Origin of the sequence: Novosphingobium sp. (genome assembly GCF_030696665.1) — a bacterium.
In the GTDB taxonomy this organism is placed as follows: Bacteria; Pseudomonadota; Alphaproteobacteria; order Sphingomonadales; family Sphingomonadaceae; genus Novosphingobium.
Map to the genome: position 1 here is coordinate 178,489 of NZ_JAUYRV010000028.1, position 13,966 is coordinate 192,454.

The 13,966-nt window shown below is 64.2% G+C and carries 14 protein-coding genes; 8 read left to right on the forward strand and 6 right to left on the reverse strand.

Features of this window, described 5'->3' with window-relative positions:
- Positions 1–4 precede the first annotated feature (4 nt).
- Both Q8R81_RS07480 and Q8R81_RS07485 read right to left on the reverse strand, forming a co-directional pair.
- A complete protein-coding gene (locus tag Q8R81_RS07480; protein WP_305616796.1) occupies positions 5–856 on the reverse strand; it encodes a diacylglycerol kinase family protein in 852 nt (283 codons plus the stop codon).
- Between the two features lie 61 nt (positions 857–917).
- Entirely contained in the window at positions 918–1,184 is a 267-nt protein-coding gene (locus Q8R81_RS07485) for a hypothetical protein (RefSeq protein ID WP_305616797.1), read from the reverse strand.
- Between the two features lie 280 nt (positions 1,185–1,464).
- Here Q8R81_RS07485 and Q8R81_RS07490 point away from each other — a divergent pair, with 280 nt between their 5' ends.
- A complete protein-coding gene (locus tag Q8R81_RS07490) occupies positions 1,465–1,761 on the forward strand; it encodes a UrcA family protein (RefSeq protein WP_305616798.1) in 297 nt (98 codons plus the stop codon).
- Positions 1,762–1,907: 146 nt separating this feature from the next.
- Here the strand turns inward: Q8R81_RS07490 and Q8R81_RS07495 are convergent, their stop codons facing one another.
- Positions 1,908–2,438, reverse strand: a complete 531-nt coding sequence (locus tag Q8R81_RS07495) for a helix-turn-helix domain-containing protein (RefSeq protein ID WP_305616799.1) — start codon at positions 2,436–2,438, stop codon at positions 1,908–1,910.
- 134 nt (positions 2,439–2,572) lie between these two features.
- Here Q8R81_RS07495 and Q8R81_RS07500 point away from each other — a divergent pair, with 134 nt between their 5' ends.
- From Q8R81_RS07500 to Q8R81_RS07520, 5 genes are all read left to right on the forward strand, one after another.
- Positions 2,573–2,923, forward strand: a complete 351-nt coding sequence (locus Q8R81_RS07500) for a hypothetical protein (protein ID WP_305616800.1) — start codon at positions 2,573–2,575, stop codon at positions 2,921–2,923.
- A 129-nt stretch (positions 2,924–3,052) separates the two neighbouring features.
- On the forward strand, positions 3,053–3,724 hold the full coding sequence (locus Q8R81_RS07505) for a hypothetical protein (RefSeq protein WP_305616801.1): 672 nt from the start codon (positions 3,053–3,055) through the stop codon (positions 3,722–3,724).
- A 46-nt stretch (positions 3,725–3,770) separates the two neighbouring features.
- On the forward strand, positions 3,771–4,169 hold the full coding sequence (gene msrB, locus Q8R81_RS07510; protein WP_305616802.1) for a peptide-methionine (R)-S-oxide reductase MsrB: 399 nt from the start codon (positions 3,771–3,773) through the stop codon (positions 4,167–4,169).
- A gap of 121 nt (positions 4,170–4,290) precedes the next feature.
- Positions 4,291–6,441, forward strand: a complete 2,151-nt coding sequence (locus tag Q8R81_RS07515; protein ID WP_305616803.1) for a transglycosylase domain-containing protein — start codon at positions 4,291–4,293, stop codon at positions 6,439–6,441.
- 140 nt (positions 6,442–6,581) lie between these two features.
- The gene (locus Q8R81_RS07520) at positions 6,582–6,767 is read left to right on the forward strand and encodes a hypothetical protein (protein WP_305616804.1); all 186 of its coding nucleotides are present in this window, start codon (positions 6,582–6,584) and stop codon (positions 6,765–6,767) included.
- Positions 6,768–6,840: 73 nt separating this feature from the next.
- Here Q8R81_RS07520 and Q8R81_RS07525 read toward each other — a convergent pair whose 3' ends face one another.
- From Q8R81_RS07525 to Q8R81_RS07535, 3 genes are all read right to left on the reverse strand, one after another.
- Positions 6,841–8,379, reverse strand: coding sequence for a Do family serine endopeptidase (locus tag Q8R81_RS07525; protein ID WP_305616805.1), 1,539 nt, complete (start codon positions 8,377–8,379; stop codon positions 6,841–6,843).
- A gap of 139 nt (positions 8,380–8,518) precedes the next feature.
- The gene (gene hflC, locus Q8R81_RS07530; RefSeq protein ID WP_305616806.1) at positions 8,519–9,370 is read right to left on the reverse strand and encodes a protease modulator HflC; all 852 of its coding nucleotides are present in this window, start codon (positions 9,368–9,370) and stop codon (positions 8,519–8,521) included.
- 1 nt (position 9,371) lies between these two features.
- Positions 9,372–10,514 (reverse strand): protease modulator HflK, encoded by a 1,143-nt coding sequence (locus Q8R81_RS07535; RefSeq protein ID WP_305616807.1) that lies wholly within the window; start codon positions 10,512–10,514, stop codon positions 9,372–9,374.
- 359 nt (positions 10,515–10,873) lie between these two features.
- Between Q8R81_RS07535 and Q8R81_RS07540 the strand changes: the two genes are divergently transcribed.
- Positions 10,874–11,641, forward strand: coding sequence for an Mrp/NBP35 family ATP-binding protein (locus Q8R81_RS07540; RefSeq protein WP_305616860.1), 768 nt, complete (start codon positions 10,874–10,876; stop codon positions 11,639–11,641).
- A gap of 5 nt (positions 11,642–11,646) precedes the next feature.
- Complete coding sequence (locus Q8R81_RS07545) at positions 11,647–13,947, forward strand: molybdopterin cofactor-binding domain-containing protein (protein ID WP_305616808.1); 2,301 nt, start codon at positions 11,647–11,649, stop codon at positions 13,945–13,947.
- Positions 13,948–13,966: the final 19 nt, after the last annotated feature.

Consider the following 13,966-nt stretch of genomic DNA (forward strand, 5'->3'; position numbering starts at 1 on the left):
ATGGTCAAGCTTTTGGAGGGGGGCAGGTGCTGAGGAAGTCGAGGCCGAATTCCTCGCACACGAAGGTTTCCTCGGTTTCGCCAGTCCGCCGCTCGCCATCAATCATCAGCGCGATTGGAGCGTTGCTGCGCACGGCGACTTTGGGAAAAACGCCGATATCGTCGTGCGGGCCTTCGCGGAAATTGCGTTTGACGAGCATGGCAAAGCCTTGCGCGGCAAATTCGCCAAGGTCTGCAAAGTCGTAACCCTCAACCAATACGCCGTTGTTATCGGGCGCGAGCAGCACGGCGCGGTAGCCTTCGGCCTTGCCCGCCTGTGGATCGGCGAGGTGGACGGCGGGGCCTTCGCGGGTTTCGCGCAGGGCATTGCCAAACGTTTCGGCCATCGCGCCAAGATCAAGGTCGCGCACGCTTTCGCGCACGTCGGCCCACATCGCGCCGGGACCGGCCAGCACTTCGATCAAGGACATGCCCTGCGATGTGCGGATACCACGGCGGCGGGTGCGGTGGGCATGCAGAAGGTCTGCAAGGATCGCATCGAGCGGGCGATCCCCGTGGAGCGCCTTTGACAGCAGGTTCTGCGTGCCGCCCGGCAGTACCAGCAGGGCACCGTCCCAACCTTCCAACGCGGCAGCGGCAGAATTGATCGTGCCATCGCCAGTGAACACGGCGAGTGTGCCGACCCCGGCAGCGTCGAGATCGGCGCGGGTGGGCAGCGGATCGTGGGGGAAGGCAATGGTGCGTGCAGGTGCCAGCGCGGCGCAAAGCGTCTCGACGGTCGCAGGGGTGTTGCTGCCGCTGGCGGGGTTGGTCACCAGCCAGATCGGTGCCAGTGCCGAGATCGGAGAATGGGTCATGCCTCGCCTAACCGGCAAAAGGCCCGGTAGTTCCTCATACGCGGTTCCTCATCGTGCGGTCTCACACTCTGTCGGTCAGAATCAGCCAGGCTGAGAAGCTGTTGAGCACCGAGTAGATGACATAGGCAATCGGGCCACCGGCGTTGCCTTCCGATGCAAACATGAGGGCGGCGAAGAGCAGCAGGAATTCGACCACCAGCGTCACCCGCCCGCCAAGCGAGTGGGCCAGCCACGGCACACGTCCAAGCAGCGGGTGGCCGCTGGCCATGACCGCATGATGGAGCGCGAAGTTGCCCACACCGAGAAGGAAGATGATCAGAATCGCCATGCGTTGCGTGCAGCTTATGGAAACGCCGCGTGATTGTCACACCTGCAGTTCATGGACCCACCACTGTCGTTCGTCGGAGGATGTAAACCTTTGTCGGACGTAGCGGAATTCTGGTCGAGGGAGGCGCGCTTCGGGCAGGGCGCAGGCGTAGGGAGAATGCATGCGGTGACTGGCAAGGCCCTCTGACCAGACCCCGAACCCCCGGCGAGATGCCTTGAGGTCACCGCAGCAACAAACACCGGCCGGACATCTTCCGGCACCCATGTCGAAGGATGTAGCCATGTTCACCAAGCCCATGATCGCCGTTGGCCTCTTCGGCCTTGCCCTTTCTGCCAGCCAGCCCGCGTTTGCCGGCACGCGCGTCGTCGGTTACGCCGACCTCGACCTGTCGACCAAGGAAGGCCAGTCCAGCCTGGACAGCCGCCTGCGCATCGCCGCCAAGCAGGCCTGTGAATTCGACCGCAAGGATCTGCCGCAGGTGGAATTCGAATCCGCCCGCCAGTGCTACTTCAAGTCGCTGGCCGATGCGCGCCGCGCCAAGAATGACCTGCGCCCGCGCACTGTCATGGCGAAGTGATTGGGGCGCGCTGATCGGCCTTACCCGATTGAGCTGGAGCGATAGTGCGCCAGCCCAACCCGCCCGGAGGAAATCAGTCCCCCCCGGGCCAAACTAAAGGGGCCACCGCTGCAACCGGTGGCCCCTTCTTCATCCAGGAAGCAGGATTAAGGAACTTTGCGCAGTGCGGCGGGCGCAGGATCGGCCTGAAGCTCGCTGAGATCGCGCCACGTCAGGTCTTCGGGTGCAAGGACGCGGCCATCGTGCGCGACGATGCTGATTGTTGCGATCGGCTGGCCATCACGACTGTCGCACATCACCGGGTTGGCTGGCACGCCAAGCTCCCACTTTTCGCCCCATTGGCGCAGGGCGAGCATGGCAGGCAGCAGGTCCAGCCCCTTGGGCGTGAGGCGATATTCGATGCGGCGGCGATCATTGGCGCAATGTTCACGCTTGAGGATGCCCGCCTCGACCAGCCTTGACAGGCGGTTGGAAAGGATGTTCCGGGCGATGCCCAGCGCTTCGAGGAAATCTTCGAAGTGGCGAACACCATTGAATGCGGCGCGCAGGATCATGAACGACCAGCGCTCCCCCATCGCTTCAAGCGCGAGGGGAAGGCCGCACTGGGCGATTTCGCAAAGTGGTTCGCGCATGTGATGGGCGTTAGGCTTTTCCATATCGTCTTCAGCATAACCCATCTGCGGCACCTATTTAAGTTTCTAGTTGCAACCTAAAACCTACTCGGATAAGTAGTGATTCGCAACGGAAATAGCATCCTCTCCAAACGCACGTTTCCGAAGCCCCAAACACTAGTTGATCCAGGGGAAACACGATGTTCGCAAAATCCGATGGCGCATTTCGCCAAATCCTTCCGGCTGCCCTCGCGCTTGTTGGCACGGCCGCCAGCTTCGCCTTGACCGCCGCCCCCGTGCGCGCAGCCAGTGGCCCGTTCTATTCCGCCACGCTGACCCGCCCGATGGATGGCCAGCAGAAGCTGGTCCAGAAGGGCCTGCTGTGGAAGTGCGAAGGCGCGCAATGTTCGGCAGGCCGCGATACGTCGCGCCCGGTGATCGTTTGCGCCCGGCTGGTCCAGAAAGTTGGCCCGGTAGCACGCTTTACCACGCCGCAAGGTGAACTTGCCGCCGAAGACCTTGCCCGCTGCAATGAAGCTGCGGCTGGCTGATTGTTCCAGAGTCTCCAGCGCGTGCTCTACCCGATACCCTGTAGAACACGCCGAAACTGACCGTCATGGTCAAGGGCCGCGAACGGGAAACCCTGTTCGCGGCCCCTTTTTTGCGGCAATGGCGGCCGCATGCGATTTCTTGCCCTTTTGCCCGCCCAGTTTCTTGCATCCGCGCTTATTGCCGCTTCGCCGGTGGTGGCCCAGCCCGCTGTGTCTGCCTTGAGCGAGGATCATCGCACGGACCTGCGTTGTTCTGCCGCGTTCGCCATCGTCGCGATGCAGCAGGCGGGCGGTGACGCGCTGCCGGGGTGGCCGCAGCTGGCGCTGCGGGGCAAAACCTTCTTTGCTGATACCGGCGAGCGCGTGATGCGCGAAGCCGGGCTTAAGCGTGAGGCCGTGCGGGCGCAGATCGCAGGCGAAGTGCAAGCGTTGCAGGCTGCCCCCGATCCCGATGTGGCCTTGGCGGCTTTGGCGGGGCCGTGCGTGGCAAGGCTTGATGCGACGGTGCCGCCGCTGAAGACGCCAAGTCTGGCGCAATGCGCTGCGATCCTCGACCTTGCCTATGAGGAAATCCACGCGCGCGAGGGGATGAGCGCGGCGGCGCGCGACATGAAGACCTTGGCAATGGTGCTGGCCGACCGGCAGCGCAAGGCAGTGACCGGCGCGGGCGGCAGTGGCGAAGCGGCCGACCGTTCGATTGCCGAAGGGCGCACGGCAATCACGGCCGAAGGTGCAATCGACCAGTTCGATATCGCGCACTGCTATGAACTCGCCAAGCCGGAAGAAAAGACGCACTATTGAGCAGCGCCGGTCTGCAACCCATATTGGGCGGCAAAGGAGATTCCCCATGCCCGACAAGCTGAACCTGACCGAGGCCGAATGGCGTGAACGGCTTTCGCCCGAGCAGTACCAAGTGCTGCGCCAAGGCGGGACTGAACGTGCGTTCACCGGCGCTTATGAAAAGAACAAGGCCCAAGGCGAATACCACTGCGCCGGGTGCGGCGCGCCGCTGTTCACGTCGGGCACCAAGTATGACAGCGGATCGGGCTGGCCCAGCTTCTATGCCCCGATCGATGCATCGGCGGTGGACGAGCACTCCGACGTGACGCACGGCATGGTCCGCACCGAAGTGCGCTGCGCCCGCTGTGACGGGCATCTGGGGCACGTGTTTCCCGATGGCCCGAACCCCACCGGGCTGCGGTATTGCATGAACAGCGCCTCGCTCGACTTTACGCCCGACGACTGAGAAACGCATCTCGGCGATTAGCGGTTAACGCTGTGTTCCGTTTGGCCTATGCAATGAGCCGCAAATTTGTGCCGGGGCGATTGGCCGCCCCCTGTGAATTGAGGGAAGCGGTAAAAGACTGATGGCCAGACGGGATATTCCCCGCCGCCCCGATGGCGGCCGGTCCGATCCGCAACCCAAAAGTGGCTCCAGACTGATGCGCTGGCTGCGCAGTCTGTTGATGTGGGGCACCGGCTTTGCGCTGCTGGGGATCATCACGCTGGTGGTGGCCGTGGCGGTTACCATGCGGTCGCTGCCGGGCTACCAGGAACTGAAGTCCAGCCAGACCGGGCAGATGATCGTGGTGCGCGCCGCCGATGGCACGGAAATCGTCACGCTCGGGCCGAGTTACGGCAAGTGGGTGCCGTATGAGCGCATTCCGCAGCCGATGCGCGAAGCGATGATTTCGGTCGAGGACCGGCGCTATCGCAGCCATTGGGGCGTCGATCCCATCGGTATCGTGCGATCACTGATGGTGCGCGTGGAAAGCGGCAGCTGGAAGCAGGGCGGATCAACGATCACGCAGCAGTTGGCGCGCAACATCTTCCTGAACAACACCAAGACCTTCGCTCGCAAGGCGCGGGAATGGGTGCTGGCGCTGGCACTGGAGCAGAAGTTCTCGAAGGACCAGATCCTCGAGCTTTACCTGAACAAGGTCTATTTCGGCGGCGGGGCTTATGGCATCGACAGCGCCGCGCGAAAATTCTTTGGCCATTCGGGCGAGGAAATCACCCTGCCCGAAGCTGCGATCATTGCAGGTTTGGTCAAGGCCCCCTCACGCTATTCGCCGACGGCCGATGCCAAGGCCGCTGTTGGCCGCGCGGGCGTGGTGCTGCAGACGATGGAGTCCAACGGCTACCTGACCGCGCAGGAAGCGCAAGGCGTGGACCTGAAGAAGGTCAAGATGGTGGAGGACCGGGCCGGGCAGAACTCCGCGCGCTACTTCACCGATTGGGCCTTGCCGCAGCTGGACATCATCCTGCCCGAAAACGACCAGCCCATCGAAGTGTGGACCACGCTCGATCCAGTGATGCAGAAAGCGGCGACCAGCGCGATTGCCGGGTTTGCCCCCAAGGGCGCACAGGGCGCACTGGTTTCGCTCGACCGTGATGGCGCGGTGCTGGCGATGGTCGGCGGCACTGACTACCTCTCATCGAACTACAACCGCGCGGTAAATGCCGTGCGCCAGCCGGGATCGGCTTGGAAGTTGTTCGTCTATCTCACTGCGCTGGAAGCCGGCTACACGCCGGACGACCGCGTGGTGGATGAGCCGGTGACGATCGAGGGCTGGACCCCGCGCAACGATGGCGGGCGCTATGCCGGCGAAATCGATCTGCGCACTGCCTTTGCCTATTCCAAGAATACCGTGGCGGCCCAGCTGGGCAACGAGGTGGGCTTTGGCCAAGTGGCCAACATGGCGCGGCGGTTTGGCATCACCACCCCGATCAACACACTGCCCTCGATGGTTCTGGGATCGTCCGAGGCGCGCGTGATCGACATGGTGCGCGCTTTCGCATCGGTTCAGGCCAAAGGCATGTCGGTCATGCCCTATGGCATTCGCAAGGTAACGACGACCGAGGGCGAGCTGCTTTATCAATACCGGCCCGAATCGTCGCAGCAACTGGTGCCGAGTTATGTTGCGGCGGGCATGACCGATCTGATGCAGACGGCGGTCAACATCGGCACGGGCCGTGCGGCGCAGATCGGGCGACCGGTGGCCGGAAAGACCGGGACGACCTCGTCCAACAAAGACGGCTGGTTCTTGGGCTTTTCCAGCGGGATTACCACCGGGGTGTGGATGGGGCGTGACGATGCCAAGGCCGTGCCCGGCCTGCAGGGCGGTGCGGCCCCCGCGCGCGCCTTTGCCGCTTATATGAAGGTTGCCACGGCCAAGCGACCGGTCGAAAAGTTCGATACCGAATTGAAGCTGCCGCAATGGCAGCTTGAGCCTGATGACGAGGCGATGCTGGGCAATCCCGACGACTATTTCTATGTCGACGAGCAGGGCAATCTGGTCGATCCGGCACGGCGGCGGGGCGGCGAAGAGGAAGACAATGTCTTCAATCCCGATGCCCTGCCTGAAGACCCGCAACTGGACGTTCCACAGGCCGCCAATGACGATTTTCTCAGCCGCGCCACTGGTCGGCGGGACAACGAGACCGCACCATCGGTGAACGTCCCGCGCGTGCGCCCGGTTCCGCCGCAACGGCCGCCGTCGAACACGAATCCCTGAACCTTTTCAGGCACTCGTTCGTTGGGACTCCTGATGAAGGCATCGCCAATGACGGCGGGGCCTTCGCCGAGAGGAGACGGGCAATGGGCTTGTTGCAATGGGCTGTCGCGGGTGCGGCGGGATATGGAATCTGGCGTGTGATGCAAAAGCAGAAGGAGGAACATTCCCCCGCTGCCTTTGCTGAGGGCGAAAATTCGGGCGGGAATTTCTCGCAAGTTCGCTCAGCCGGGGTTGAAGGCATGCGGTCAAATCCAAAGCGCTGGGACAAGGTTGACGAAGCCTCGGACGAAAGCTTCCCGGCCAGCGACCCACCTTCGACGTATTGAACCAAACAAAAAAGGGCCGCCCCGGAAGGAGCGGCCCTTTTTCGTTGCGCTGCGGCGCCCGATCAACGCCCGTTTAGCGGATGCGCACCGGCGTGTAGATCGGCTGCTGGCCACGACGCTGGATGCGCAGCAGCACGGCTTCGCGGCCCTCGGTCTTGGCTGTGCGGACGATCTTTTCGAAGTCCGCCACGCTCGCCACCGCGATGTAATTGGCCGAAAGTACGATGTCGCCGCGCTGAAGACCCTTGGCCGCAGCATCGGAAGATGCGCTGACCGCGGAGATCACCACGCCCTTGGTATCTTCACCCACGCCAAGCTGGCGCGCGATTTGCGCGTTCAGCGGGATTGCGGCGATGCCAAGGTTGGCTTGCAGTGCGCCCGGACCCTGCTGCTGTTGCGGCTGGTTTTCGGCGAAGCTGTCTTCGTCCGGCGCGGCATCGGGATCGAAGCTCTGCTGGGCGAGTTCCTCTTCGGTCGGGCGCTTGCCCACCACGGCCTGCACCGTCAGTCGCTGCCCGTTGCGGAGCAGTTCCACCGGAATGCGCTTTCCGGGCATGGCGTTGGCCACGATGAACGACAGTGTCTGATCGGGCGTCACATCCTTGCCATCGACCTTAACCACGACGTCACCCGCCTGGATGCCAGCCTTGGCTGCGGCCTGGTTCGGCTCAACCGCCTGGATGAACTCACCGCGTTTCTTGGGCAGGCCCAGCGATGCCGCAAGATCATCGGACAGTGCCTGAATGCGCACGCCAAGGTAGCCGCGCTCAATCGCCTGACCCGCACGCAGCTTGTCCACGATCGGCGCGGCAATCTCTGCCGGAATGGCAAAGCCGATGCCGACTGAGCCGCCCGTGGGCGAGAAGATGGCGTTGTTGATGCCGATGACGTTGCCTGCCATGTCGAACATCGGACCGCCCGAATTGCCCCGGTTGATCGAAGCATCGGTCTGCAGATAACGGTCATAGGCCGAACCCGAACCGGTGTTGCGATAGACTGCCGAGACGATGCCCTGCGTCACCGTGCCGCCAAGTCCGAACGGGTTGCCGATGGCGATGACCCAGTCACCCACGCGCGCTAGACGCGAATCGCCGAACTTGACGAACGGGAAGGCCTTGGGCGCGCTGATCTTCAGCACGGCAAGATCCGATGCGGCGTCCTTGCCCACCAGCTTGGCGGGATATTCGGTGCCATCAGGCGTGGTCACGGTGATCGATTCAACCTCGCCCTGCCCGTCAGCGGTGATGACGTGGTTGTTGGTCACGACATAGCCGTCGGCCGAGATGATGAAGCCCGAACCCAGCGACTGCGCTTCGCGCGTCTGTGGTCCGCCGCCCTGTCCGCCGCCGAACAGATCGCCAAAGGGCGTTCCGGCGAACGGGTTGTTGTTCTGCACCTTCACGCGCTGGCGGGTGGAGATGTTCACCACCGCAGGCTGCAATTGCTGCGTCAGATCGGCAAAGCTGGACGGCGCGCCCGCACGGGGAACGACAGTCCGCATCTCGGACTGGTCATTCTGCGCAACTTGTGCGCCAGCGGGAAGGCCTGTCACCAGGGTCAGTGCGCTGCCTGCAAGCAGCAGCGCCGAAGTCACACCATAAGCGTATCGCACGTGGCCTGGTCCTCTTTGTATCAATGTGCGCCGGGGGCGGCGGTGTTTGAGTCACTCGAAATCGATTCAGCGGTTTTGCGATGAACGGACTTTGAATGACGCTGTTCCATTTTGTTCAGCAAAAGGGTTGGGGCGGTCCCTACTTGCCCTTGAACTGCTTCAGGTACTCGTTGTCGGGCGACAGCACGATCGAGGTGCTTGAACCCTTTTGCGCGAACGTCGTGTCATAGCTCTGCATCGCGCGGTAGAAATCGTAGAACGCCGGATCCTTGTTGAAGGCGTCGGCATACGTCTTGGCAGCGGTAGCTTCTGCAGTGGCGCGGATGATCTGCGCCTGCTTCTGGCCCTGCGCGCGGATCGTGGCGGCTTCCTGCTGGCGCGCGGTGGCCATACGGGTGAACGCGGATTCAAGCGGCGTGCCTTCGGGAAGATCGGCGCGCTTGATCCGCACATCGATGATCTGCGCGCCATATTCGCGCGCCTCACGATCAAGCCCTTGACGGATCTGCTCCATCGCGCGGCCACGGTCTGCGGTCAGTAGTGAGCCGAACGTGCGCTTGCCCAGTTCCTGCCGCAGCGCCGAGTTCATGATCGGCTGAAGCTGCAAGGCCACGCGTTCGGTCGTTCCGGCGGTCTGCACCATGCGCACCGGATCGATGATGCGGAAACGTGCGAAGGCGTCCACTTCAAGGCGGCGCTGGTCGGCTGAAAGCACCTGCTGACGCTCCATGTCCAGATCGAGGATGCGTTTGTCGACCTCGACCACCTGTTCCATGAACGGGATACGCCAGATCACGCCCGCGCCGGTCTGGCCGAAATCGGCGTCCGGCTTGAAGCGGTTGACCACGCGATCGGGCTGGCCGAGCCGCACGATCACCGCCTGCGTCGATTCGTCCACCACCTTGAGGCAGCTGGCGGCGGCCAGCAGGGCGATGATCGCCGCGATGATGACGGCCTTCTGTTCCTGCCAGAATGTTTGCAAAGCGGTCATCTTACTGCCCTCCTGCGGCGGCGGCGGGGGCTGCTGGTTCGGTGCGCTTCAATGCGGGCAGCGGCAGATAGGTCTGCACGCCGGGCGCTTCTAGCACGACCTTGTCGGTCTGGCTCAGCACACGCTCCATCGTTTCGTAATACATGCGGCGGCGGGTGACTTCAGGGGCGAGCCGATACTGTTCATAGACCTTGTCGAACGCGGTAGCCTCGCCACCAGCGCGCGCGGTGAGCTGCTGCGCCCATGCCTGCGCACGGTTCACTTCGCTCTGCGCATCCTGCTGCGCGGCCAGAACTTCCTTGAAGGCATCGACCACCTTGGTCGGTGGGTCGGTCTTCTTGATGTCCACGCCCTGGATGATCACGCCCGAACGATAAGCGTCGAGCACGGCCTGCATCCGTTCACGCACGTTCTGTTCGATCTGCTGACGGCCCGAACCCATTGCATCGTTCAGCGTCACTTCGGCAATCGACTGGCGCATTGCGGCCTCGGCCACTTCGCGCACGGTCTGCTGCGGTTCGGCCAGCTGGAACATGTACTGCTTCAAGTCCTTGATGTTCCAGCGGACAAGATAGGTCAGGTCGACAAGGTTCTGATCGCCTGTCAGCATCAGCTTTTCGCCATCGCCTTCGGGGATGGATTCGCTGCGCACGGATGTAACGTCATCCAGCGTGACCGACTGGATCGGCCAAGGCAGCGTGAGCGCGGTGCCCGAATCGAGCGTGCGGCTGTACGCGCCGAACGTGGTGACCACGCCCTTTTCCTGCGGCGAAATCAGGTGAACCATCGATGTGGCAAGCCACAGCACCACGACCACAGCGATGCCCACCGGGAGCCATGATTTGCCATCGGGCCGCTGCGGCAGGCGGGGCATGGTGGGACCACGGCCGCCACCGCCTCCGCCCCCACCCTTGCGGTTGCGGAAGATGTCTTCGATGTTGGGGCCACGGCGCTGACCTGCGCCGGGCGCATCCTTGCCGGGTGTGCCCGATTGGGGCGGCAACCACGGGTTGCGCGGGCCATCCTTTGAAGGCGGGGTTCCAGCAGGCGGCGGCGCTTCGGGCGCTTCCCCTGATCCGCCTTCACCCGGAGGCGCGGCATCGTTGCCGCCCCCCGAACCCCACGGGCTTTTCTTCCCGGTCATGAAAAGGCCCTTCTCCCGGCCAATACGCGCGATTAGTCCACCCAAATCTGTCATGCCTTCGTTATAGGAACCCTTGCGGCGAAAAACAGTGTCCATTCCCGAAAATTCATCTGCTAGGGGCAGTCAAACCGCTCGGTTGCCGAGCAAAGCAGGGAATTGGCGTGAGCATTGACGAAACGGCGCTGCGTGAAGCGCTTGAACAGGTGGCTGCAGACCGGCTGCAATCGCTGAAACTGGCGGGCGATGTGGCCACCGTCATGCTTGAAGTAGGCGGGCTGGAGCGGCTGGACCGGGACAAGCTGGAAATGGCCGTGCGCGATGCGGCGCGCAAAGCGGGCGTGGCCGATCTGCGGCTGGGCATGACGGCAGAGCGCAAGGCGCGCGTCATCATCGCGGTCGGGTCGGGCAAGGGCGGCGTGGGCAAGTCCACGCTCTCGGCCAATCTGGCGGTCGCGATGGCGCGCTTGGGGCGCAAGGTGGGGCTGGTCGATGCCGACATCTATGGCCCATCGCAGCCACGTCTGCTGTCGACCGAAGGCCGCAAGCCCGAGGCCGAGGGCAACAAGATGATCCCGATTGCATCGCCCTATGGCGTGCCGATGCTGTCGATGGGGCATCTGGTGCAGCCGGGGCAGGCGATCGCGTGGCGCGGGCCGATGGCAGGCAATGCGCTGAACCAGCTGATCGATGCGCATTGGGGCGATACCGAGATTCTGGTGGTGGACCTGCCGCCGGGCACCGGCGACGTGCAGCTGACCATGCTGGCCAAGCACAAGCCTGCGGGCGCAGTCATCGTCTCCACCCCGCAGGATCTGGCCCTGATGGACGCCACCCGCGCCATCGGCCTGTTCGAGCAGGGGCAAGTGCCGCTGATCGGCATGGTCGAGAACATGGCAGGCTACATCTGCCCGCACTGCGGCGAGGAGAGCGATCCTTTCGGCGTGGGCGGCGCGGAAGCTGCGGCCAAGGTCATGAAGCTGCCCTTCCTCGGCCGCGTGCCATTGGACATGGCGATCCGGCGCGAAAGCGACGCGGGCAACCCGCCTGCCGCCGGAGACAGCCCGCAGGCCGAAGCATTCCTGAGCATCGCGCGCGGGGTGCTTGCCTGGCTTGACGGGAAGCGCTGAGACCCATGCGGCTGACGCGGCGAGGGCTGCTGGTAGGAGCAGGGGCGGGGGGCGCATTGCTCATCGCCTTCCCGCTGCTGCCGCGCCGCCATCCCGTGCCATTGGTGGCGGGCAAGGGTGAGCATGTCGTCGATGCGTTCCTCAAAGTGGGACGGATCAGGGGCGGTAAGGACTGCATCCTGACCATCGCCGTGCCGCTGTGCGAGATGGGGCAGGGGATAACCACCCTCGTCGCGCAGATCGTGGCGGACGAGGCGGGTGCGGACTGGCGCAAAGTGGCGGTCGAGGCCGCGCCGATCAGCCCGGCCTATGCCGATCCGGTGCTGTCCGCCAAATGGGCACCGCTGTGGATGCCAGCGTTCGCTTCGCTGGGTGCGGACGCCGATGGAACTCTGGCGCGGCTCCATGCCGAGCGCGGCCCGCTGATGGTCACCGCCGATGGCACTGCGCTGGCCGCTTTCGAGGCTCCCTTGCGCGAGGCAGGCGCGGCATTGCGCGCGATGATGGCGCAGGCGGCGGCGGACAAGTGGGGCGTCGGCTGGGAAGAGTGCGATACGAAGGACAGCTTCGTGACGCATGGGAAGAAGCGCCTGTCCTTTGCCGAACTGCTCGATACGGCGGTGGACTACGATCCTCCCTCGGTCCCCGTGCTGCGCGCAGAACCCCCGCGTGAGGCACCGGGCCAGTTTCCCGAAGGCGCCCCTGCGCGCCATCCCCGGCTTGATCTTCCGGCCAAAGTCGATGGCAGCTTCACCTTTGCGGGCGATGTGCGCCTGCCCGGCATGGTCTTCGCCGCCATTGCGCACGGTCCGCAAGGCGCGAGCGTTTTGTCCAGCTATGACAAGCAGGCCGCCGCCGGTGTGCGCGGCCTCGTCACCGTGGTCAAAGCCAAGCGCTGGCTCGCCGCTGTCGCCACCGGCTGGCACGCAGCGGACAAGGCTTTGCGCGCAATGGAGCCGCGCTTCAAGGCGGACGGCCCGATTGCCGATAGCGAAAAGGTACTCGTCGCGCTCGACAAGGCGCTGACCAAGGGGGAACCGACGCGCCTGTTCAGCGAAGGTGATCCCGATGCGTTGCTCGCCAAACCTTCGCTCACGGCGCGCTACGATGTGGAAGCCGCCTTCCACGCCCCGCTCGAAACCGCCAGCGCCACAGCGCGGATGCGGCACGGTAAACTGGAACTGTGGATCGCCACGCAGGCGCCCGAACGCGCCCGGCGCGCAGCAGCAAGGGCGGCGGATGTCGCGCGGGCCGATGTGGTCGTCTACCCGATGCACGCAGGCGGCAGTTTCGATGCGCGGCTCGATACCCGCATTGCGGCGCAAGTCGCCACGATCTGCAAGATCGTCGGCAAGCCGGTGCAACTGACCTACTCGCGCTGGCAGGAAGCGCTAACAGGCATCCCTCGCACCGCGCTTTCGGCGCAACTGGATGGCGCGCTGAGCATGGACAAAACGCGCGTGCTCGGCTGGCGGGCGCGGCTGGCGGTTCCGGCCACGGCGTTCGAATCGGGCGCGCGCCTGCTTGATGGCTGGGGTGTGAAAGCCGCGCTCGATCTGCAGGACCAGGCCGACCCGATGGCCTGCGAAGGGGCGATGCCGCTCTACCACATCCCCGAAAAGGCGGTGGATCACGTCCCGCTCGCCCTGCGCCAGCCGACTGCGCGGTTCCGGGGGCAGGCACATGGCTACACAGCCTTCTTCACCGAAAGCTTCATCGACGAGCTGGCCGATGCGGCGGGCAAGGAGCCGCTGTCATTCCGCGTCGCCATGCTTGAGGGCGAGCCGCGCCTTGTCGCCTGCCTGCAAGGGGCAGGCCGTCTGGCGCAATGGGGTGGCGGGATTGAGGCTTCGGGGCAGGGCATTGCCTGCCACCAGATGGAATTGCCCACCGGCAGCGGCGCAGTCCGCAAAGGCGTGATCGCCGTCGTCGCAACCGCGCGGCAGGAGGCGGGCGTGGTGCGGGTTGAGCGGCTCAGCGCCTATGTCGACATTGGCCGCATCGTGAACATGAGCCTTGCGCGCCAGCAGATCGAAGGCGGGCTGATGTTCGGCCTTGCCCATGCGGTCGGCGGGGCCAGCAGCTATGCCAAAGGGCGGCCCGTTGCGGGCAGACTTGGGCAATTGGGGCTACCCCTGCTTGCCGATTGCCCCAAGGTTGATATTGCCTTTGCCGACAGCAACGAAGACCCGTTCGATCCCGGCGAACTGGGCATGGTCGCGGTGGCGCCTGCCATTGCCAATGCCCTGTTTTCCGCTACGGGCGTGCGCTTCCGACGTTTGCCACTGATTTCCGAAGGCCTTTGAGCCTCTCCGCTAAGGACTC

Bases quoted from the DNA above. Each gene is read 5' to 3' on its own strand.
- Q8R81_RS07485 (WP_305616797.1), bottom strand. From the start codon at position 1,184: ATGGCGATTCTGATCATCTTCCTTCTCGGTGTGGGCAACTTCGCGCTC.
- Q8R81_RS07535 (WP_305616807.1), bottom strand. From the start codon at position 10,514: ATGACCGGGAAGAAAAGCCCGTGGGGTTCGGGGGGCGGCAACGATGCC.
- Q8R81_RS07540 (WP_305616860.1), top strand. From the start codon at position 10,874: ATGACGGCAGAGCGCAAGGCGCGCGTCATCATCGCGGTCGGGTCGGGC.
- Q8R81_RS07500 (WP_305616800.1), top strand. From the start codon at position 2,573: ATGTTCGCAAAATCCGATGGCGCATTTCGCCAAATCCTTCCGGCTGCC.
- msrB (WP_305616802.1), top strand. From the start codon at position 3,771: ATGCCCGACAAGCTGAACCTGACCGAGGCCGAATGGCGTGAACGGCTT.
- Q8R81_RS07545 (WP_305616808.1), top strand. From the start codon at position 11,647: ATGCGGCTGACGCGGCGAGGGCTGCTGGTAGGAGCAGGGGCGGGGGGC.
- Q8R81_RS07495 (WP_305616799.1), bottom strand. From the start codon at position 2,438: ATGGGTTATGCTGAAGACGATATGGAAAAGCCTAACGCCCATCACATG.
- Q8R81_RS07505 (WP_305616801.1), top strand. From the start codon at position 3,053: ATGCGATTTCTTGCCCTTTTGCCCGCCCAGTTTCTTGCATCCGCGCTT.
- Q8R81_RS07520 (WP_305616804.1), top strand. From the start codon at position 6,582: ATGCAAAAGCAGAAGGAGGAACATTCCCCCGCTGCCTTTGCTGAGGGC.
- Q8R81_RS07515 (WP_305616803.1), top strand. From the start codon at position 4,291: ATGGCCAGACGGGATATTCCCCGCCGCCCCGATGGCGGCCGGTCCGAT.
- Q8R81_RS07490 (WP_305616798.1), top strand. From the start codon at position 1,465: ATGTTCACCAAGCCCATGATCGCCGTTGGCCTCTTCGGCCTTGCCCTT.
- hflC (WP_305616806.1), bottom strand. From the start codon at position 9,370: ATGACCGCTTTGCAAACATTCTGGCAGGAACAGAAGGCCGTCATCATC.
- Q8R81_RS07480 (WP_305616796.1), bottom strand. From the start codon at position 856: ATGACCCATTCTCCGATCTCGGCACTGGCACCGATCTGGCTGGTGACC.